Genomic DNA, 21,464 nt, shown 5'->3' on the forward strand with positions numbered 1-21,464 from the left:
TGACGGCAAGCGCGCAGGTTTTGACAGACGGTGACGAGATGCGCGTTTCGAGGGTCACGGTGGCGGATATCGGCTTCGTGGCGGATTTCTCCGGCGCGCTGTTCTGGGAACAGCAAAGCCTGCTCGTGGTGTCCGACCTGCATCTGGAAAAAGGCTCGAGCTTCGCTGCCCGCGGCGTGCTGCTGCCGCCCTACGACACGGTCGCGACGCTGAGCCGGCTTGCCGCGGTGATCGCGCGGCACGATCCGCGGCAGGTGATCGCGCTCGGTGACAGCTTTCACGATCGCGATGCGCATGCACGCCTGTCGGACCCGGATCGTGAGGCGCTCGCGGCGCTGCAGGTGCGGCGCAACTGGATCTGGATCTCGGGCAACCACGATCCGGCGCTGCCGTCCAATCTCGGCGGCGTGGTCGCGACCGAAGTCGCGATCGGCCCGATCGTGTTCCGCCATGAGCCGACGGGCGCGAGCGGCGAGATCGCCGGCCATCTGCATCCCAAGGCGCGCGTGCCGACCCGCGGCCGCTCGATCGAGCGGCGTTGTTTCGCCTCCGATGGCGAGCGCGCCGTGATGCCGGCCTTCGGTGCCTACACCGGAGGCCTGAGTATCCGCGACGCTGCGTTCGCACGGATTTTCGGATCGCCCGGCTTCATGGCCCACGTGCTCGGCGACAACCGCGTGCATGCGTTCGCGGCGTCACGGTGTTATTGACCACTCAACGCGCCAAACCATCCCCGTCATCCTGAGGTGCGAGCCTCTTCGGCGAGACTCGAAGGATCGACGGCCACCAGCTGGGCCGTGCATCCTTCGAGGCTCGCTGCGCGAGCACCTCAGGATGACGGGGTGAAAAGCGTTGCCGCAACTCAAGCCGCCTTCGCCTGCACGCTCTCGCAATACTCCGCGAGCCTGTCCGCCAGCCGCAGCGTCGCGGGGCTGGCGTCGGGGGCTGCGACAAGCGCGACCTCGGTCCGCTCGATCGGCGCAAAGCCTTCCTTCGCGGTCAGCACGCGATGCTCGGCCTGGATCGACATCTCCGAGAGGATGCTGAGCCCAAGGCCGGCGGCGACCGCGGCCTGGATGCCGGCGAGGCTCGAGGAGGTGTAGGCCATGTGCCAGTTGCGGCCGGCGCTCTCCAGCGCGTGGATGGCGCGGGCGCGATAGAGACAGCCGGAGGCGAAGCCGATCAGCGGCACCGAGCCCGCCGTGATGTCGCGCGGATGGCTCTTGCTGGTGACCCAGTGCACGCGTTCCGGCCACACCGCGATGCCGCCCTTCTCATCGGCGGCGCGCTTGATCAGCGCGAGATCGAGATCGCCGCGCTCCAGATCGCGGTACAGGAACAGGCTCTGGCCGGAGCGCACGTCGAGCCGCAAATTCGGATGGCTGCGCGAGAAGGTCGCGAGCAATTTTGTCAGCCGATAGGCGGCAAAATCCTCGGTGATGCCGATCCGGATCGCGCCTTCGCTGCCGGGACGCGACACCACGTCACGCGCCTCTTCGGCGAGCGACAGGAGCCGCCGCGCATAGCTCAACAGCCGCTCGCCGGCTTCCGTCGGGGTGACATCCTTGCCGCTGCGAATCAGCAAGGGCTGGCCGACGTCCTCCTCCAGCCGCTTGATCTGCTGACTGACAGTCGATTGGGTGCGGTGGACGCGCTCGCCGGCGCGGGTGAAGCCGCCGGCATCGACCACCGAAACGAAACTGCGCAGCAGCTCCAGGTCGAGCATCGCAGCCTCCATTAATAAATCCACTAGATGTCAGTCTATCATTTAATTTCCAAATATCAAGGCGCGGGCCTAGATCATGGCGAAGGAGAATGCCCATGTCCGCCGCAACCTCGATGGCCGCCCCCCGTACCCGCTTCAATACCCTTCCGCTGCTGATCGCGCTGTTTTGCCTGCTCTGGAGCTACGCCTTCGTTGCCGGCAAGATCGGCGTCACCGATTGCCCGCCGCTGATCCTGCTCGCCGCACGGTTTTCGCTCGCCGGCGTCCTGATCCTTGCCGTCTCCTGGCTACGCAGCGACAGATGGGACCTCACCTGGCGCGACGCGGCGGTGTTTGCCGTGATCGGCGTCGCCAACAACGCGCTCTATCTCGGGCTCGGCTATACCGGCCTGCAGACGGTCTCCGCCGGGCTCGGCGCACTGATCGTGTCGGCCAATCCGGTATTCACCGCGATGCTGGCCGCGATGTTCCTCGGCGAGAGCATGACCTTGCGCAAGGTCGTGGGCCTCGTGCTCGGCATCGTCGGTGTCGCCTTCATCGTCTGGCATCGCTTGAAGGTCGGCACCGACAGCCCGCACGGCATCCTGTTCACGCTGGCCTCGCTCGCCTCGATTGTCGCCGGCACCATGTTGTTCAAGCTGCTGGCGCCGAAGGGCAGCCTGTGGATCGGCAACGGCATTCAGAACATCGCCGGCGGGCTTGCGGTGATGCCATTCGCCTTCACGCTCTCCAGCATCAGTGACATCGTGCCGAGCATGCGGCTCGCCGGCGCCTTCGCCTTCCTCGTGCTCGGCGGCTCGATCCTCGCCTATCTGCTGTGGTTTCATCTCCTGAAGGTGTGTGGCGCGACCGCCGCCAGCGCCTATCACTTCCTGATGCCGCCGCTCGGCATGCTGTTCGCCTACCTCGTGCTCGGTGAGCATGTCGAATTTCGCGACCTGCTAGGCATCGTTCCGGTTGCGCTCGGCATCTACCTGGTGACCCGCCCCGCCGCATCGCCCAAGAGGAGTGTGACGTGAGCATCGCCACGCTACGGCCATAGCGCCCCAGTTTCATCGGAGGAACCCTGCGGTATCCGGTTCGTTGTCGCGACGGCCGGAACCGCATGACACAAGAGATCACCTCGCGAAAACATCACGACAAGTCGGGCAGCGCGCCGGCAGGGAAAGCTCCGCGCCAGCCGTTCAGCGTCCGCAATGTCGTGAAGTCGCTCGGCCCCGGCCTGATCACCGGGGCCTCCGACGACGACCCGTCGGGGATCGGCACTTACAGCCAGGCTGGCGCGCAACTCGGCTACGGCATCGGCTGGACCATGCTGCTGACCTTTCCGTTGATGACCGCGATCCAGGAGATTTCCGCGCGGGTCGGCCGCGTCACCGGGCACGGCATCTCGGGCAATGTCTGCCGGCATTATCCACCCTGGCTGCTGATCATCGTGGTGACGCTGCTGTTCATCGCCAACACTGTCAACATCGCGGCCGACCTCTCGGCCATGGCGGATGCGACAAAGCTCCTGATCGGCGGCCCGGCCATCCTCTATGTCGTGCTGTTCGGCGTGACCTCGGTGGCCGCGCAGATCTTCATGAACTACCGGCGCTACGTCGCCGTCTTGAAATGGCTCACGCTCTCGCTGTTCGCCTATGTTGCGGCGCTCGCGTTTGCCAAGGTGTCGTGGACAGAGGCCTTGGCCGGCGTGCTGGTGCCGCGCATCACCTGGAGCGCGGACTATTTCACGACCATTGTCGCGATCTTCGGCACGACGATCTCGCCTTATCTGTTCTTCTGGCAGGCCGCGCAGGAGGCAGAGGACCAGCGGGTCGACGTCACTAAGCATCCATTGATCGAGAAGCACTACGGCGCCCGGAAGGAGTTTTCCCGCATCCGCGCCGATACCATCACCGGCATGGCGTTCTCCAATTTGATCGCACTGTCGATCATCGTCACCGCTGCGGCGTCGCTGCATGCCGCCGGCAAGACCGACATCCAGACCTCGGCGCAGGCAGCCGAGGCGTTGCGCCCGATCGCCGGGCCATTTGCCGAGGTCATCTTCGCACTCGGCATCGTCGGCACCGGCCTTCTGGCAATCCCGGTGCTGGCGGGTGCGACGGCGTACGCGGTCGGCGAAGGATGGCGATGGCCGGTCGGGCTGGCACGCAAGCCGAGCGAGGCAGCTGCGTTCTATTCGGTCCTGGCATTTTCGGGCGCGATCGGGGTTGCGCTCAACTTCACCCCGATCGATCCGATCTCGGCGCTGTACTGGAGCGCGGTCGTCAACGGCGTGCTCGCGGTGCCCGTGATGGTGCTGCTGATGTTCATGGCCCGCCACAAGGCGGTGATGGGCCGCTTCGTGATCGGCGGATGGCTCTACTGGCTCGGCTGGCTCTCGACCGGCGCGATGGCGCTCAGCGTGATCGCGATGGGGGTCGGGGTGCTTCTCTGATCCCTGCGGTCAGAACAGCGAGGCATCGATCTTGGTCGTCGATTTGACCTTCCGCAGGATGATGGTGGTGCGGTAGCTCGCGATATCGGTGTCCCGATGCATCAGGCGGTCGAGGATGAACGATTGATAGCGTGCGAGGTCGGAAGACACGACTCGGAGCGAGTAATCCCAATCGCCGGCAATCATGCAGCATTCGACGACCTCCGGAAGGCCGGTCACCTTCTTCTCGAAGCGCGCGAAGGATTCCCTGGTCTGCTGCTTGAGGCGGATCTCGACGATCACGTCGAATCCGAGCCCGATCCTGGCAGCGTCCACCAGCGCCACATAGGAGCGGATGACGCCGGCCTCTTCGAGCGTCCGGACCCGTCTCATGCAGGGGGCGGACGAGAGGCCGATCTGTTCGGCGAGCTCGAGATTGGTGATGCGCCCCTCGACCTGCAGCACGTCGAGGATTTTCCGGTCGATCTCGTCAAGCACGATCGTGGTTCCCATTTCTTTCGCATTTAGCTCATCGCACGCAATTAATTGCAGAACAGGCAGCCAAATGCATCCCAAAACGCAATGCCATTGCGACGGTGTCCGCATAGGATGCCCTGCGAGAACCTGAAATCGCAGCGATTCACCAAAGGGAACGGGGCATGGCCGGAAATGACGACAAATCCTTCTGGGATCGCGCGCGGCGTCACCTCATCCGTTATGGCGGGACGTTCGCTCCTGTGATCATCGAGCGCGCCTCCGGATCCTTCGTCTATGACGCCGACGGCCGCGCCATCCTCGACTTCACGTCCGGCCAGATGAGCGCCGTGCTTGGTCACGGTCACCCCGAGATTATCAGGACCATCAGCGAGCATGCCGAACGGCTCGATCATCTGTTCAGCGGCATGCTGACGCGCCCGGTGGTGGCGCTGGCCGAACAGCTCGCGGAGCTGCTGCCGCCGGGGCTTGATCGCGTCATGCTGCTGAGCACGGGGGCTGAGTCAAACGAGGCCGCCATCAAGATGGCCAAGCTCTTCACCGGCGGCTTCGAGACCGTTGCGTTCGCGCAGTCCTGGCACGGAATGACGTCGGGTGCGGCCGGCACAACCTATTCGGCCGGCCGCAAGGGGTATGGTCCCGCGCCGGTCGGTTCGCTCGCGATCCCGACGCCGAATCCCTATCGCCCGCGCTTCGGCAATGCCGACGATTGGCGGGCCGAACTGGCCTACGCCTTCGATCTCGTCGACCGCCAGTCGACCGGATCGCTCGCGTGCATGATCGCCGAGCCGATCCTGAGCTCCGGCGGGTTGATCGATCTGCCGGAGGGCTACCTTGCCGAGCTGAAGCAGCAGTGCAGCGCGCGAGGCATGCTGCTGATCGTCGACGAGGCACAGACGGGCCTCGGCCGAACCGGCGCCATGTTCGCTTTCGAGCGCGACCGCGCCGTGCCTGATATCCTGACGCTGTCGAAGACGCTCGGCGCCGGCCTGCCTTTGGCCGCGGTCATCACGTCAGCCGAAATCGAGGAGCGGTGTCACGAGCGCGGCTTCCTGTTCTACACCACGCATGTGTCGGACCCGATGCCGGCCGCGGTCGGGCTGAAGGTCATCGAGATCATCCTGCGCGACAGACTGGTCGAGCGCGCCAGGACCGCGGGTGTGCGGCTGAGGGAAGGGCTCCTCGCCCTGCAGAACCGGTTCGAATGCATCGGTGACGTGCGCGGGCGAGGGCTGATGCAGGGCATCGAGATCGTGCGCGACCGCCACAGCAAGGAGCCTGACGAAGCGCTCGGAACGCTTGTGTCGCAGCGCTGCATGGAGCTCGGACTGAGCACCAACATCGTGCAGTTGCCCGGCATGGGCAGCGTGTTCCGCATCGCACCGCCGCTGACGATCAGCGACGACGAGATCGACCTCGGCCTCTCGATCCTGAGCGACGCCTTCGAAGACGCGTTGCAACGGCAGGGACCGTAGGATGGGTGGAGCGCAGCGATACCCATCATGTCGCCGCGGCTCCGGATGTTGGGTATCGCTTCGCCAACCTACGCAGCTTCAATCCTTGCGGAACACGATCGAGGCCATCCAGCCGGTCATCAGCGCCATGAATGCGGTGACGAGGCCGTAGACCAGGCCGTTCTGGCGTGCGGTGGTGGCAACGAACTGCTCGAAGCCGACCTTGACGATCTCGAACGCGGTCTCGGTCTTGGTCACCAGCGCGCCGTCGGCGAACAGCTTGATCTCGACATTGTAGGTGCCGATCGGCACCTCCGCCGGCAGCGGAATGCCGGTGCGGAACAGGGTCGGGGTCAGGAACGTCACCGCCGAGGTCGCCTCACGATAGAGCCCGTGCTCGGAGCGCAGCCGGACGTACGCGCTGCGGAAGGCGTCGTTCGGCACCACGTCGGCATAGTCGGCCCCGACCCGCTGCATCAAGAGCACGTTGTTGAGCCCGAGCTGCTGACGCCGCTGCACCTCAGGCGAGGCGATGTGGTCGAACGGACGGTTGGAGAACAGCGCGAGATAGCCCGGCACTTGCAGGAACTGCCGCGAGTCGGTGTTGATCCAGATCCCGAACTTGCGCTCCTTGCGCCGCGTGACCATGTCGGCGCGCGGGCCGGACACCGTGACGACGAGATCGTAATTGCCGCGATTCGGCGGCGTCTTGTCGTCCTTCTCGACCGAACCGAACAGCACGAGCTCGCCGCCGGAATAATTCGGCGTCACCGTAACGCGGTGGTTGGAGACCGACACGATCAACCGCTCGGCATGGGCGGGCACGGCCGCCAGCATGGCAGTCACGACACCGGCGATGGCGAGCAGCGCGCGCGATCTCATGGCGGGCCTCCGCCACTGCTTTCGCGGATGGTGAAGAGATCCTGCGGCCGGATCACCAGCTCGACCGCAAAGCGGATGCCGACCGCGAGCACGAGCAGGCCGAGCAGCAGGCGCAGATGCTCGCCGCGGATCTTCTGGCCGGCGCGGGCGCCGAACTGCGCGCCGGTGACGCCGCCGATCATCAGGATCAGCGCCAGCACGGCGTCGACCAGATGATTGGTCACGGCGTGCAGCAGGGTGGCGAACACCATGGTGACGAGGGTGAGCACCATCGAGGTGCCGATCACGGTCGAGGTCGGCACCCGCAGCAGATAGATCATCAGCGGCACCAGGATGAAGCCGCCGCCGATGCCCATCACCGCGCCGATGAAGCCGATCACGAGCCCGACCACGACCACCGGGATGACGGAGAGGTAGATCTTGGAGCGCTTGAAGCGCAGCTTCAGCGGCAGGCCGTGGATCCAGCCATGGCTGCCGGGCTTGCGCAACGCGACCGGACCGCCACGGCGGGCGCGCAGCATCGCGCGCAGGCCTTCCCAGAACATCAGCCCGCCGACCGTCGTCAGCAGGATGACGTAGGACAGCGCGATCATCAGGTCGAGCTGGCCGAGCGAGCGCAGGAAGGTGAAGGTCCACACCCCGAGCGCGGTGCCGATCGTGCCTCCGACCAGCAGGACCGCGGCCAGCAGCGGGTCGATCGCGCGTCTGCGCCAATAGGAGATCGCGCCGGAGAAGGAGGAGGCCGCGATATGGCTTGCGACCGAGGCCACCGCGACCGCGGGCGCGATGCCGACGAAGATCAAAAGCGGTGTCATCAGGAAGCCGCCGCCGATCCCGAACATGCCGGAGACGAATCCAACCGCCGCACCCATCGCCAGGATGAGGAAGACATTGACCGGAATGTCGGCGATCGGGAGGTACAGCTGCACGCGCGTCGCTTCTTGTCGGTTCGCCGCGAGCTGGGGCGCAAGGCCGCATCACGGGGTGATGTCGTTCGGGTCGGGCATTCTCCGGCTGAACGAATCCGGTCGGCGCGCAAGACGCAGGCGCAGGCGAACGCGGGTCGATTGCCGCATTCTTGCATAACTGAAATCGGCGGGGGGAGGGACTCAAGATTCCGCCCCGGAGAGCATTTTTCGCCGCACGTTGCAGCTCAGCTGCGGACGTGGTTGATAATTGAGATTAATGACGTCCGTGTTGCCTCAGGGCCGATCGACCGGCCTGGTGATCAGGTTCAGCGCGAGCGCTTCCTTCGGGCTCAGCCAGCGGATATCCGAGGTCTGCGACATCGCCTCGACGATCCCGGACGAGACGCCCATCTTGGTCATGTAGCCCAGCACCATGCCCTGGATGCGTTGCGCCTCGGCGAGGGGATCGCTGACCGGTGCGCTCGTCGTGAAGCGATGCACGCCGAGCCGCGAGCCCGCGATGCCGTAGCGGGTCTGGCCGCCGGCATAGACCAGCACACAGGCGCTGGCGCAGGCGGCGGGGCGGAGCTTGCCCGATGCGTCTGATGTGGCGACGGCGGTGACGAGCCCGCGGGTGCGGATCGCTTCGCCCATGATGGCGGCCTGGTTCAGCGCGCCGCCCTGCGACGACAGCAGCACGGCATCGCCCGGTTTGAGACGCGCCTCGCTGAGCCGGTCGCGGAGCCAGCTCGCGCTGGCCGAACCGATCTTGCCGCTGATCGCAAGCGCCCGCCGGCCGCGGCCCGATCCGTCGATGTCGACATCGGGAATCACCGCCGACGTCATGCTCGCCGCAATGTAGGTCTCGCGCCAGAAGTCCCAGGCGCCGGGCGTCGACAGGTCGCGGTAGGCCTGGATGGCGACGCTCGACAGCAGCAGGACAAAGATGATGATGGACCAGAGCGAGAACCGGAAGGCACGAGGCGGTGACGGCGCGTTGCCTTGCGGCGGCGCGTCGGGACGCGCGGCAAACGGCGACGGCCTCTCGCGCGGCGGCGCGACGCGGGGACCGGTCGGCGACGAACGGTGGGCTCCCGCTGCATCATCCTGACGGTCATCGACAGACAAGCCGGCTCCTCCGGAACGCGTGCGTTAATGGCGCGGGACTGCGCACCTCTCTACACGGCGGAAGCGCGGAGGTATAGCAGAGCGGCGCCGTCAAGGCGCCGCAGCCGTTTTGAATTCATAGCGTTTTCGAGCGAAGTGGACACCGGTTCGCGTGAAGAAAACGCGTCAAAACAAGAATCTAGAGCTTCGGTTCTGATTCAATCAGAACCGAAATGCTCTAGTGAGTTGGAGCGGCCAGCGCCGCGGTCCGCTTCGATGGTTGCTTGGCGGCGGGCTTCGCCGCCGCGGGCTGCACCGGGGCCGTGTCCCAGCCACCGGCCGGGGCCGGCACGTTGACCGCGTCGCTCGGTTGCGGCTCGGCGGTGAAGGTCTGGATCGCAAGCTTCGCTGCGGCGAGCGATTGCGGGTCGAGCCGCTTGGCGATGTCGTCGCGCTTGTGACCGGCGTCGGCGTCGCCCTGCGCGGCCGCGAGGCTGAACCACTTGAAGGACTCGGCGAGATTCTGTTCGACGCCGATGCCGCGGGCATAAAGGATGCCGAGATTGACCTGGCTGTCGGCGACGCCGCGATCGGCCGCCTTGCGGAACCACTGCGCCGCGCTCTTGTAGTCGGCGCCCTTGCCGCCGCCATCGGCGTCGAGCACGGCGAGGTTATGCATCGCCTTGGCGCTGCCGCGCTCGGCGGCCTGCACGTAGTAGCGCCGCGCCATATCGAAGTCGCGCTTCACGCTGAGGCCCTTCTCGTAGAAGGTGCCGAGCCGGAACATCGCGGGCACCACGCCGGCCTGTGCCGCGCGGCCATACCATTTGGCGGCCTCGTCGAGATTGGCGGTCACGCCCTTGCCCTCGGCGAAGCGGATGCCGACCTCGTAGGCCGCGGCCGCATCGCCCTTGATCGCGGCCGTGCGCAATGCCGGCCCGCCGATCGCGTCGGGCAGCTTCTCGCCTGCGGGAATCTGGATCGTGCCGAGCTTGCCGCCAAGCGGCGGCGCGGTCGGAATTGTGCCGGTGATGTCGCTGGTTCCGGCCGGTGCCGCCGCGGCCGGAGCTGCTGACGGCACTGGAGCAGCGGCGGGCGCCGCGGCCTGCGGGATCGTGACCTGCGCGCTGTCGAGCGTGTTCGGCGCCGGCGTGTTGTTGGACTGGCGGCCGAGCGGGGTCGGCGAGGTCATCGACGGCACGGGCAGGCCAGACGGCGCGGCCGGTGCAGGCGCCGCGGAATTCTCGGCCGGCGGCTGCAGCGGCAGCGGGGGCGCGGCCGGCTCGCTGTGCTCGATCGCCGGCATCTGCGGCGCGGAGCTGGTGTCGAGCAGGTTCATCGCCATCTTGGCGGTAGAGAGCAGGATCACGACCACGCTCGCGCCGACCAGCAGCGAGCGGATCTTCGAGGTGATGGTCGACGGCTGGGCCTCCGGCGCGCCGGTCGCCGGTGCACCGGCCTTTCCGGCAGCGGCCTTCGCGGCCTTGTCGGCCTTTTCCTTGGCCTTGGCTGCGGCCTTGCTCGCGGCGCGCGCCGCCTTCTCGTTGACGGGTTGCACGGCGGCGGCCTGCGCGGCGCGGCGCGCGGCGGCGATGAAGCTCGATGTCGAGACCGGCTCCTTCTTGCCGGCGGGAAGATCAGAGATCGCGCGCTCGGAATCCGCGATACGCTCCGACGGCGACGACATGCGGCCCGAGGGGCGCGTGCCGGGCTCGAGCGGATGATCAGGCGGCAGTTCCGGTGCGATCGCGGCGCGCGCGGACGCCGCATGCGGTTCGAGGATCTCGCTGATCGCGCGCGGCGGCAGCGGCGGCGGCGCAGTCTCGACCGGCTGCGCGGCATGGAATTCGCGCGGCGCGGACATGAAGTGCTCCTGCGCCTGCGCAGGATTCGGCAATTCGGGCCTGTATGCTTCAGGCTGGTACGTTTCAGGCTTGTACGTTTCCGATCTGGGCTGCGGCATCGCCGCGCGCGGCATCTCCATCCGCGGCGCTTCCATCCGCGCTTCGGGGGCGGGCGGAGCCGTGCGGACCGTGCGCAAGTCGTTCTCGATCATCGCCAGGCGATCGACGACATGGCCGAGCGTGTTGTGAACGGTCTCCAGCGAATCCTGGGTGCGGCGATCGGTCTCCGACTGGCTGAAGCGGATGTCGGACAGTTCGCGCTTCACCAGGTCGACGATGCCGGTGTCCATCATCGGCTGCGGCGCGGCGCCATTGAAGTTGCGGGTGGCGTCGGCGAGCGAGGCGATGTGGGCGTGCTGCGCCTCGAGGTGCCGCATGATGTCATGCAGCCCTTCCTCGACGCGGCCGAGATTGCCGGAGCGCTGGTCGGCGGATTCGAGCCGCTCGAGCAGATACGAGACGCGCTGCTCGAGGTGCGTGAATGCCGATGAGCTGTCATTGCCGACCTGCAGGCGGTCGATCCGCTCCGACAAAGCGCGCACCGCACCTTCGATGGCATCGCCATTGTCATAGCCGGCCGGCCGCTCGCGGTTTTCCAGCGTCGAGGCCAGCGCGGCAATGCGCTGCTCGATCCCGGCGAAGGCATCGCCGTGGGATTCGCTGCGCGACATCTGCGACAGCTGGTCGACCTTCGCCGACAGCGCATGCACGTCGGAGGAAAGCTGCAGCAGCGCGTCGTTGGAGGCGACATTGGAGACGATGGCGCGCAGCGCCGCGATCGCGCTCTCGAGTTGATGCACCGTCGACGGATCGTCGTTGGCGCGCAGGATCATGTCGAGCTTGGCGCCGAGATTGCGGATCGCCTCGTCGTAGCCGGTGAGCTGCTCGGCCGGGGTTAGCGTGCGCAGCGCCTCGCGGATCTCAGACAGCGCGCGTTCGATGCCGGCGATCGCCGGGGCCTGGCCGTTGCTGCTGTCCTGGCGGATCTCGTCGATCCGGTGATGCAGCGAGCGGATTTCGTTCTCGATCGATTCGATTGCCCGGCGCGGCATCGCCTCGGTAATGGCCTGGCGGATCTCCGCCAGCTCGCCGCGGAAGGCCGCGATCGACTGCTCGATGTGGTCGGGCCGCTGCAGTGCCTCGATCTGGCTCGTGATCTTGAGCAGATGACGCTCGAGCGAGGAAAAGTCGGGGCCGGCGGGCGCAGCCGGCGGCGCGTAGACGGCCATCGGCGGGGCCGATGGCGGCACCGGCGGCGCGCTGCGCGGCGGCATCTGCCGTGATGCTGATCCGTCCAGCTCGTTCTGGCGTGCGGCGATTTCCGCGATCGCGGAATCGAACGACGCCGGGCTCAGCGGCGGCGAGGGGCGGTAGACCTGGGCTGCGGCGCGCTCGACCGCCTCGGTCTGGCGCAGCCGCTCCTGCAATTGCCGCTCCTGCAACTGGCGGTCCTGGACCTGGCGGTCCGGCATCTGCGGCTCGCGCTGCATCTGCGGTTCACGCACCGGCTGGGGCTGCGGCTCGCGCGCCGGCTGCGGCCGCGAGATCTGCGACAGCCGCGCATCGAGGCGCGAGATCGCGTCGTTCAGCTGCCGCGCGACGGCGGGCTGGCCGCGCGGTATTTCGGCGCGCACGGCTTCGCCGCGCGACAATGGTTTTGCGATCTGTTCGATCTGGTGGGTGATGGCGTCAAGCCGCTGATGGATGTCCGCAACCTCGCGGCTTTCCCGGCTCGGCATCGGCTGCTGCCGTTGCTCCATGCGCCAATCCGGCGGGCTCGGTTCGCCGACGGTGGAATTGAGCCAGTCGTTCAGCGACATGCCGGCGCGGCGCGCCGCCGCCTCGGCCCTTTCGCGGACGGAGGGATCGATGCCGTCAACACTCCACGATACGCGCGAATTCATGATTCCGTCCGGTCCCGACTCCGGCGCTACACCCTGCGCCCCGCAGCCTCCCCGCGCATTCCCGTTAAGAGACAATCGAATTCTGCGCTGGTCGTCTGCTTCAGCTGCTGACTTTTTCCCGTCACGGTAAATAACGGGTTAAGGAATGCGGCCGGCGGGCCTTAAAGTTAGGGAATCCGGGAACCTGTTGCGCCGGATCAGGACAGTGATCTGCGGTGCCGCTCCAACTTCTCCTTCCCCCTGAAAGGGGGGAAGGTCGGGATGGGGGTCAGCCACACACACTGCGGCGCGTGGAGAGAGATGATCCCCACCCGCTTTGCTCTTCGAGCAAAGCGACCTCCCCTTTTCAAGGGGAGGTCGGAGACTTGTTTCTAGCCGTTGCTCTCGCGCTTGCCGTCATCGAGCGGCAGCACATTGCCGCGACCGGAGATCGCCGACAGCGCGTCGAGCGCCTCCTCGCACCACTCGATCACGACGCGCTCGTGGCGCATCCCGATGCGCAAGCCCAGCATCTTGCCGACATCGGCCGGTGGCGCGGTGCCGTCGGGAAACCGCTTGTTGAGCAGGCGCTCGTAGCGCTCATAGCGGTCGCGGTGATGCTCCAGCCGCGCCATCAGGTCGGTGCGCAGCGGCTCGATGTCGACGCAGTCGAGCGCATAGAGCCGGACCAGCAGGTCGTCCTTGATCGAGGGCGGAACGCTCGGCCGCGCCGCCCAGTGCTTCAGCGCCGCGCGGCCCTCGGCCGTCAGGGTGTAGACCAGCTTGTTGGGCTTGCCCGATTGCACCACCTCGCGGCCCTGGACGTGGCCCTTGTCGCGCAGCCGCGAGAGCTCCCGGTAGATCTGCTGATGGTCGGCCTTCCAGAAAAAGCCGATCGAGGCATCGAACGTCTTGGCGAGCTCATAGCCCGTCATCGGACGTTCCGTGAGGCATGCGAGGATTGCGTCACCGAGTGCCAACGCCCACCTCCATCTGAGTTCTCGAAAAGGCCATTCTCAAGTTCGCTTGACTTTATGCGTTACTGTGCATATGCGTCAATATGCATATGGTGATCGGCGTGCCGCCTTGTCGCGCGCGCCGCTGTTCAGGCTTCTTTCAAACCCGCCGCAGGAGACGTCCGAATGAGCAAGCCGGGCCTCGACAAGTGGTACGCCTACATGAAGTCCCACGACGCCGCCGCTCTGTGGGATCTGCTGCATCCCGACGCGGTGTTCGAAAGCCCTGTCGTGCACACGCCGCAGCGCGGTCGCGACATCACCTTCAAATATCTCACCAGCGCCGCCAAGGTGCTCGGCGGCCCGACCTTCAGATATCTCGGCGAATGGCGCAACGACACCGGCGCGGTGCTCGAATTCGAGAACGAGATCGATGGCATCAAGCTCAACGGCGTCGACATCATCACGTTCGATGCTGACGGCCGGATCACGCATTTCAAGGTGATGGTGCGTCCGCTCAAGGCGATCAACCTGCTGCATCGGCTGATGGGCGAGCAGTTGATGCAGCAAAGCGGCGCAACGTCGCAATCACAGTCTCGATAGGACCTGCCGCGGACCTCCGGAACCGGATAAGGTCCGCTCCAACAAACCAACGACAAAGCTGCGCAAGCGTCAGTCGCAGATGCGACCACGGCCAGCCGGGAGACCAGCATGCCAACCTACAAAGCCCCTGTTGAAGACGTCAGCTTTCTGCTGAACGACGTTTTCCAGATCGATCGCTACGGCAATCTTCCCGGCTTCACCGACGCGTCGGCCGATGTGCGCGAGGCGATCCTCGGCGAGGCCGCCAAGCTCAGCGAGGAAGTGCTGCAGCCGCTCAACCGGGTCGGCGATCTCGAAGGCTGCAAGCGCAGTGACGACGGCAGCGTCACCACGCCGAAGGGGTTCAAGGACGCCTTCAAGCAGGTCGCCGAAGGCGGCTGGCTCGGCCTGGCGGCGCCGACTGAGTATGGTGGCCAGGGCCTGCCGGTGACGCTCTCGCAGGTGGTCGGCGAATTCCAGATCTCCGCCAACATGGCGTTCTCGATGTATGGCGGCCTCACCATGGGCGCGACCGCGGCGCTGCTGGTGCACGGCACCCCCGAGCAGAAGAAGACCTATGTGCCGAAGATGATTGCCGGCGAGTGGACCGGCACCATGAACCTGACCGAGCCGCAGTGCGGCACCGATCTCGGCCTGCTCCGCACCAAGGCGGTGCGCCAGGCCGACGGCAGCTTCAAGATCACGGGCACCAAGATCTTCATCTCCGCCGGCGAGCACGACCTCACCGAGAACATCATCCATCTGGTGCTTGCTCGCGTCGAGGGCGCGCCGGCCGGCATCAAGGGTGTGTCGCTGTTCGTGGTGCCGAAGGTGCTGGTCAATGCCGACGGCTCGCTCGGACAGCGCAACGGCGTCACCTGCGGCTCGATCGAGCACAAGATGGGCATCCACGGCAATTCCACCTGTGTGATGAACTACGACAACGCGACCGGCTGGCTGATCGGCGAAGAGAACAAGGGCATGCAGGGCATGTTCGTGATGATGAACGAGGCCCGCCTCGGCGTCGCCGTGCAAGGCCTCGCGCAGTCCGAAGTCGCCTATCAGAACGCGGTTGCCTATGCACGCGAGCGCCTGCAGGGCCGCGCGCTGACCGGCGTCAAGGCGGCCGACAAGCCGGCCGACCCGATCATCGTGCATCCCGACGTCCGCCGCACCCTGCTCACCATCCGCGCCTTCAACGAGGCGGCGCGCGCCATGGTGGTGTGGACCGCGCTGAAGAGCGACGTCGCGCACCGCTCCAACGATCCCAAGGATCGCCAGGCCGCGGACGATCACATGGGCCTGATGACGCCGGTGCTGAAGGGCGTGCTGACCGACACCGGGTTCGCCAACACGGTCTCGGCGCAGCAGATGTTCGGCGGCCACGGCTATATCGCCGAGCATGGCATGGAGCAGTTCGTGCGTGATGCGCGGATCGCGATGATCTATGAGGGCGCCAACGGCATCCAGGCGCTCGACCTGGTCGGCCGCAAGCTGCCGCGCGACGGCGGCCGCGCCGTGATGGCGTTCTTCGGCGAGGTCACGGCCTTCGCCAAGGAGCACGGCGCCGATGAGGCGATGAAGCCGTTCGTCGCTCCGCTTTCCACCGCGCTCGGCCATCTGCAGCAGGCCACCGGCTGGCTGATGCAGAACGCGCTGGCCAAGCCCGACAATGCCGGCGCCGCCGCGACCGACTACATGAAATTGTTCGGCCTTGTCGCGCTCGGCTATATGTGGGCGAGGATGGCCAAGGTGGCGCAGGACAAGATCGGCGCGGGCGCGACGCCCTACCTCAACACCAAGCTCGTCACCGGCCGCTTCTTTATGGAGAGGCTGCTGCCGGAGACCGCGGTGCATCTGGCGCGGATCCAGAGCGGCAGCGCCACCACGATGGAACTGGCTGCGGAAGCGTTCTGAAAAATTGCCGCCGCACCCCGTGCGGCGGCGCTTCCTTCCGTTATATATTATGATCCTCATATCAAGGAGGGCGTCATGCCTGAGGCATACATCTACGATCACGTTCGTACCCCGCGCGGCCGCGGCAAGGCCGATGGCGCGCTCCACGAGGTCACCGCGCTGGCGCTCGCCACGGCGCCGCTGACGGCGCTCAAAGAGCGCAACAATCTTCCCGAAAACTCCGTCGACGACGTCGTGCTCGGCGTGGTCGATCCGGTCGGCGAGGCCGGTTCCGACATCGCCCGTTTCGCGGCGCTGAAGGCCGGTCTCGGCGAGAAGGTGCCGGGCGTGCAGATCAGCCGGTTCTGCGCCTCCGGGCTCGACGCCGTGAACTTCGCCGCGGCCCAGATCATGAGCGGCCAGCATGAGCTCGTGATCGGCGGCGGCGCGGAATCGATGAGCCGCGTCGGCATCGGCGCCTCCGGCGGCGCCTGGCCGATGGATCCCTCGACGGCGGTGCCGGCCTATTTCATGCCGCAGGGCATCTCGGCCGACCTGATCGCGACCAAATACGGCTTTTCGCGCGATGACGTCGACGCCTATGCCGTGCAAAGCCAGCAGCGCGCGGCCAAGGCCTGGGACGAGGGCCGCTTCAAGAACTCGGTGGTGCCGGTCAAGGACGTCAACGGCCTGACCATCCTCGCCAGGGACGAGCACATGCGCCCGACCACGACGATGCAGTCGCTGGCGCAGCTGCAGCCGTCATTCGCGGCGATGGCGGCGATGGCCGGCTTCGACGCGGTGGCGATCCAGTCGCATCCCGAGGTCGAGAAGGTCAATTACGTGCATCACGCCGGCAACTCCTCCGGCATCGTCGACGGCGCCGGCGCGGTGCTGCTCGGCAGCAAGGAGGCGGGCGCGAAGCACGGCCTGAAGCCGCGGGCAAGAATCCGCGCCTTCGCCAATATCGGCTCGGAGCCCGCGATGATGCTGACCGGTCCGGTCGACGTCACCGAAAAGCTGTTCGAGCGCTCCGGCATGAAGAAGTCGGACATCGACCTGTTCGAGCTTAACGAGGCCTTCGCCTCGGTGGTGCTGCGCTACATCCAGGCCTTCGACATCGACAACGCCAAGATCAACGTCAATGGCGGCGCGATTGCGCTCGGCCATCCGCTCGGCGCGACCGGCGCGATGATCCTCGGCACCGTGCTCGACGAGCTCGAACGCACCAACAAGGAAACGGCGCTGGTGACGCTGTGCATCGGCGGCGGCATGGGCACCGCCACCATCATCGAGCGGGTGTAGCCGAGCAGGCAGCGTCATCCTGAGGTGCGAGGGCGACAGCCCGAGCCTCGAAGGATGGATAAAATTCACCGAGTCATCCTTCGAGGGCCTCGCAAGAGCGAGGCCACCTCAGGATGACGGAGAGACTGGGAGCGACTTACATGACCTACAAGAATTTCAAGTTCGAAGTCGACGCCGACGGCATTGCGCTGGTCACCTGGGACATCCCGGGCCGCTCGATGAACGTGTTCGACGATCTCTCGACCCAGGAGATCGGCGAGATCATCAAGCAGACGACCAGCGACGCAGCGATCAAGGGCGTCGTGATCACCTCGGCCAAGGAGGCGTTCTGCGCCGGCGCCGATCTCTCGATGCTCGAGGGCATGAACCGCAGCTATGCGCAGCTTCTCAAGGAGAAGGGCGAGGAAGCCGCCAACCAGATGCTGTTCGAGCAGAGCCGCCAGATGTCGCAGGCGTTCCGCGCGATCGAGACCTCGGGCAAGCCGTGGGTCGCCGCGATCAACGGCCTCGCGCTCGGCGGCGGCTTCGAGATCACGCTGGCCTGCCACTACCGCGTCGCGGCGGAGAATCCGAAGACCCGGCTCGGCCTGCCCGAGATCAAGGTCGGCCTGTTCCCCGGCGCCGGCGGCACCCAGCGCGTGCCGCGCCTGGTGCAGCCGCAGGATGCGATGACGCTGCTGCTCAAGGGCGAGGCGATCAAGGTCGATCGGGCCAAGGCGCTCAATCTGATTCACGCCGTCGTGCCCGCGGCCGACCTGATCAAGGCCGCCAAGGACTGGATCAAGGGCGGTGGCAAGGCCGTCGCGCCGTGGGACGAGAAGGGCTTCAAGCTGCCCGGCGGTCTGGTGTTCTCCAAGGCCGGCATGCAGATGTTCCCGGCCGGCAACGCGATCTATCGCCGCGAGACCTACGACAATTATCCGGCCGCGCGCGCCATCATGAGCTGCGTCTATGAAGGCCTGCAGTTGCCGATCGACGCCGCGCTCCGCGTCGAGTCGCGCTATTTCACCAAGGTGCTGCGCTCGAAGGAAGCGGCGGCGATGATCCGCTCGCTGTTCCTGTCGATGCAGGAATTGAACAAGGGCGCGCGCCGCCCGGCCAATGTGCCGCCGACCAAGGTGAAGAAGCTCGCGGTGATCGGCGCCGGCTTCATGGGCGCCAGCGTCGGCTATGTCTCGGCGCAGGCCGGCATCGACGTCGTGCTGGTCGATCGCGACCAGGACAGCGCCGACAAGGGCAAGGGCCACGCCAAGGCCGTGGTCGACGGGCAGATTGCCAAGGGGCGGATGAAGCAGGAGGCCGGCGACGCCATCCTGGCGCGCATCTCGGCAACATCTGATTACAACGCGATCTCGGACTGCGATCTCGTCATCGAGGCGGTGTTCGAGGACCGCAAGGTCAAGGCCGACACCTATGCCAAGGCGCAGCCGCTGCTGAAGGCGGACGCGATCTTCGCCTCCAACACCTCGACCCTGCCGATCAATTCGCTGGCCGAGGAGTTCAAGGAACAGGGCAAGTTCATCGGCATCCACTTCTTCTCGCCGGTCGAGAAGATGATGCTGGTCGAGATCATCCTCGGCAAGAACACCGGCGACGTCGCGCTGGCGACCGCGCTCGACTACGTGCGTGCGATCGGCAAGACGCCGATCGTTGTCAACGATAGCAGGGGCTTCTTCGCCAACCGCTGCGTGATGCGCTACATCTCCGAAGGCAACGAGATGCTGCTCGAAGGCGTGCCGCCGGCGATGATCGAGAACACCGCCAAGATGGCCGGCATGCCGGTCGGTCCGCTGTCGCTGCAGGACGAGGTCGCGCTCGACCTCGGGCTGAAGATCACCAAGGCGACCGAGGCCGATCTCGGCCCCAACGCGATCGACCAGGCGCAGAAGAAGCTGATGGTCGAGATGGTCGAGAAGCAGGGCCGCTTCGGCCGCAAGAACGGCAAGGGCTTCTACGACTATCCCGAGAAGGGCAAGGGCCAGAAGAGCCTGTGGCCGGGGCTCGCCAGCCTGCAGCCGAAGCAGCTCGATCCCGACACGCTCAGCGTCGAGGAATTGAAGCAGCGCTTCCTGGTCGTGCAGGCGGTGGAAGCCGCGCGCACCGTCGAGGATCACGTCATCACCGACGTGCGCGAGGCCGATGTCGGCTCGATCCTGGGCTTCGGCTTCGCGCCGTTCACCGGTGGTGCGCTGTCCTATATCGACTTCATGGGCACCAAGAACTTCGTCGCGCTCTGCCACGCCTTCGAGAAGAAGTACGGCTCGCGCTTCACGCCGCCGAAACTGCTCGAGGAGATGGCGGCCAAGGGCGAAACCTTCTACGGCCGCTTCCCGCCGAAGAAGCAGGCGGCGTAAGCCTTCGTCGCGTTCCAAATCGCTACGGGATCAGGCCGGGTCATCGATCCGACTTGATCCTGTTGCGTGACGGTCACGCCGGTCAAACTCCCGCCACGCTCGCTCCGCACTGCCACCACGCTGCTGGCATCACTCTTGCTGGGCGATCGTCGGGACGACGATCAGCATCAAGGGTGGGCGTGCAATGAGTTCTGCGTTCAAGGAAGGTGCCGCCGGGACCGCGGATAGACACGCGTTGCTGCCGCGGCCGCGCCGGATTTCCCCTCGGCTGCGTGGCAAAGGCCCGCTGTGGACCGGCCTGATGCTACTTTTTCTGGCGGCGGATCTGATGCTCGCGGTGGCCGCCTGGCACGCCGTCGATTTCTTCCGCAACTGAGCCGTCAGCCTCCGGCGACAGCAAGGCGCCGGCGAGATAGGCGAGTTGGCTGAACGCGAGGCAGGCGACGACGAGCGGAGCGCCGGTGGCGAACGAAAAGCCGTCGGATTGGAGCATGACCGCCGCTAGCACCGCGATCAGCGGTGACACCAGCATCAACGTCCAAACCCGAAAATACAAACTGGTTGCCAACCCAACGAGGGTGCTGGTCAACAAAAGGGTAAAGGCGATCGTCACATTTTTAGACCAGTTGGAGCGGAAGGCGCGCCGCAGCTCATAGTCGGTCAGTTGGATCGCGCGAACAAGGACAGCAACGCCCTCAGCCGCAAGTACACCGACTTAGTATTAATCGGTACAATGCGGGTCAAATTGAGACGTTCTATCTTCGGTTGCCGAAAGTAGCCTGGTGGCCACACAAAAAGAGCCGGATCGGCGATCCGGCTCTTTGTCGACTGTGGTGTGCCGCCAGGCTCAGGCCGCCTTCAGCAGGCCTTCCTTCTTCAGCGCTTCCTGCACCTTCGGGCGCGCCGCGACGCGGGCCTTGTAGGCCGTCACGTTCGGCAGGCCGGAGAAGTCGAAGCCGAGCCGGTCGTTCGCCCACATCATCATCGTGAAGAGGTAGCCGTCGGCGACCGTGAACTGGTTGCCCATCAGGTATTCGCGTCCGGCGAGCTGGCTCTCGACATATTTGAACTTGCCCATGGCGCGGTCCTTGAAGAAGGCCTTGGCGTCGTCGGCGAGCGCCGGTGCGAACATCGGGCCGAGATTCTTGTGCAGCTCGGTCGTGATGTAGTTCAGCCATTCGAGCAGCTTGTAGCGTTCGTTGGAGTCGCGGGCGGGCGCCAGCTTCCGGTCGGCGACCCTGTCGGCGATCATCTGGATGATGATCGGCCCCTCGGTCACCATCTCGCCGCTATCCAGCGCCAGCGCGGGCACCTGGCCCTTGGGGTTCACTTGCAGGAAATCGTCGCCGTTTTCGAGCTTTTTGGCGCGCAGATCGACCTTGACCAGGTCGTAGGGCAGGCCGGCCTCGAGCAGGGCGATGTGGGGGGAGAGGGAGCAGGCACCGGGGGAGTAATAAAGCTTCATGGGGGTATTCCTTCCCTTGTTCTTGGCGTCCGGAGAGGGATTGCCTACATGCACCTGCATGAAATAGTCAAGATTGATGCAGATGCATTCAGTGCGGTACACTGGTTCCGGGACCTTATGAGCTAGAC

General features: G+C 65.9%; 17 protein-coding genes. 8 read left to right on the forward strand and 9 right to left on the reverse strand.

The features are described from left to right. The first annotated feature begins 38 nt into the window (after positions 1-38). Entirely contained in the window at positions 39-710 is a 672-nt protein-coding gene (pdeM, locus tag WDM24_RS03550) for a ligase-associated DNA damage response endonuclease PdeM (RefSeq protein WP_338695342.1), read from the forward strand. Between the two features lie 152 nt (positions 711-862). Here the strand turns inward: pdeM and WDM24_RS03555 are convergent, their stop codons facing one another. Further along, a complete protein-coding gene (locus WDM24_RS03555; protein ID WP_338830483.1) occupies positions 863-1,726 on the reverse strand; it encodes a LysR family transcriptional regulator in 864 nt (287 codons plus the stop codon). 95 nt (positions 1,727-1,821) lie between these two features. Here WDM24_RS03555 and WDM24_RS03560 point away from each other — a divergent pair, with 95 nt between their 5' ends. Beyond that, positions 1,822-2,745: a DMT family transporter gene (locus WDM24_RS03560; protein ID WP_338830484.1), complete on the forward strand. Its 924-nt coding sequence runs from the start codon at positions 1,822-1,824 to the stop codon at positions 2,743-2,745. Between the two features lie 86 nt (positions 2,746-2,831). Next, positions 2,832-4,166 (forward strand): divalent metal cation transporter, encoded by a 1,335-nt coding sequence (locus WDM24_RS03565; protein ID WP_338830485.1) that lies wholly within the window; start codon positions 2,832-2,834, stop codon positions 4,164-4,166. 9 nt (positions 4,167-4,175) lie between these two features. On the opposite strand, the gene WDM24_RS03570 is transcribed toward WDM24_RS03565, so the two are convergent. Further along, positions 4,176-4,658, reverse strand: a complete 483-nt coding sequence (locus WDM24_RS03570) for an Lrp/AsnC family transcriptional regulator (RefSeq protein ID WP_338830486.1) — start codon at positions 4,656-4,658, stop codon at positions 4,176-4,178. Positions 4,659-4,804: 146 nt separating this feature from the next. Here WDM24_RS03570 and WDM24_RS03575 point away from each other — a divergent pair, with 146 nt between their 5' ends. Continuing rightward, positions 4,805-6,115 carry an aspartate aminotransferase family protein gene (locus tag WDM24_RS03575; protein ID WP_338695347.1) on the forward strand — a complete coding sequence of 437 codons (1,311 nt, stop codon included), beginning with the start codon at positions 4,805-4,807 and terminating at the stop codon, positions 6,113-6,115. A gap of 78 nt (positions 6,116-6,193) precedes the next feature. Here WDM24_RS03575 and WDM24_RS03580 read toward each other — a convergent pair whose 3' ends face one another. From WDM24_RS03580 to WDM24_RS03600, 5 genes are all read right to left on the reverse strand, one after another. Then, the gene (locus tag WDM24_RS03580; protein ID WP_338830487.1) at positions 6,194-6,976 is read right to left on the reverse strand and encodes a TIGR02186 family protein; all 783 of its coding nucleotides are present in this window, start codon (positions 6,974-6,976) and stop codon (positions 6,194-6,196) included. Next, positions 6,973-7,905: a sulfite exporter TauE/SafE family protein gene (locus WDM24_RS03585; RefSeq protein WP_338695348.1), complete on the reverse strand. Its 933-nt coding sequence runs from the start codon at positions 7,903-7,905 to the stop codon at positions 6,973-6,975. The genes WDM24_RS03580 and WDM24_RS03585 overlap by 4 nt, the downstream gene beginning before the upstream one ends. Positions 7,906-8,178: 273 nt before the next feature. Continuing rightward, positions 8,179-9,012: a hypothetical protein gene (locus WDM24_RS03590; protein ID WP_338830488.1), complete on the reverse strand. Its 834-nt coding sequence runs from the start codon at positions 9,010-9,012 to the stop codon at positions 8,179-8,181. Positions 9,013-9,229: 217 nt separating this feature from the next. Next, positions 9,230-12,799, reverse strand: coding sequence for a hypothetical protein (locus WDM24_RS03595; RefSeq protein WP_338830489.1), 3,570 nt, complete (start codon positions 12,797-12,799; stop codon positions 9,230-9,232). 371 nt (positions 12,800-13,170) lie between these two features. Further along, positions 13,171-13,758, reverse strand: a complete 588-nt coding sequence (locus WDM24_RS03600) for a PadR family transcriptional regulator (protein ID WP_166301901.1) — start codon at positions 13,756-13,758, stop codon at positions 13,171-13,173. 162 nt (positions 13,759-13,920) lie between these two features. On the opposite strand from WDM24_RS03600, the gene WDM24_RS03605 reads away from it, so the two are divergent. From WDM24_RS03605 to WDM24_RS03620, 4 genes are all read left to right on the forward strand, one after another. Next, on the forward strand, positions 13,921-14,337 hold the full coding sequence (locus WDM24_RS03605; RefSeq protein ID WP_338830490.1) for a nuclear transport factor 2 family protein: 417 nt from the start codon (positions 13,921-13,923) through the stop codon (positions 14,335-14,337). A gap of 108 nt (positions 14,338-14,445) precedes the next feature. Further along, positions 14,446-16,233, forward strand: coding sequence for an acyl-CoA dehydrogenase C-terminal domain-containing protein (locus WDM24_RS03610; protein ID WP_338830491.1), 1,788 nt, complete (start codon positions 14,446-14,448; stop codon positions 16,231-16,233). Between the two features lie 75 nt (positions 16,234-16,308). Further along, positions 16,309-17,517, forward strand: a complete 1,209-nt coding sequence (locus WDM24_RS03615; RefSeq protein ID WP_338830492.1) for an acetyl-CoA C-acetyltransferase — start codon at positions 16,309-16,311, stop codon at positions 17,515-17,517. 140 nt (positions 17,518-17,657) lie between these two features. Further along, on the forward strand, positions 17,658-19,871 hold the full coding sequence (locus WDM24_RS03620) for an FAD-dependent oxidoreductase (protein ID WP_338830493.1): 2,214 nt from the start codon (positions 17,658-17,660) through the stop codon (positions 19,869-19,871). 304 nt (positions 19,872-20,175) lie between these two features. On the opposite strand, the gene WDM24_RS03625 is transcribed toward WDM24_RS03620, so the two are convergent. Together WDM24_RS03625 and gstA are read right to left on the reverse strand one after the other, a co-directional pair. Further along, positions 20,176-20,484 (reverse strand): hypothetical protein, encoded by a 309-nt coding sequence (locus WDM24_RS03625; protein WP_224741895.1) that lies wholly within the window; start codon positions 20,482-20,484, stop codon positions 20,176-20,178. 234 nt (positions 20,485-20,718) lie between these two features. Next, positions 20,719-21,336: a glutathione transferase GstA gene (gene gstA, locus WDM24_RS03630; protein ID WP_338830494.1), complete on the reverse strand. Its 618-nt coding sequence runs from the start codon at positions 21,334-21,336 to the stop codon at positions 20,719-20,721. Between the last annotated feature and the right edge of the window lie 128 nt (positions 21,337-21,464).

The organism is Bradyrhizobium sp. 27S5 (assembly GCF_037217225.1).
GTDB classification, from domain to species: domain Bacteria; phylum Pseudomonadota; class Alphaproteobacteria; order Rhizobiales; family Xanthobacteraceae; genus Bradyrhizobium; species Bradyrhizobium septentrionale.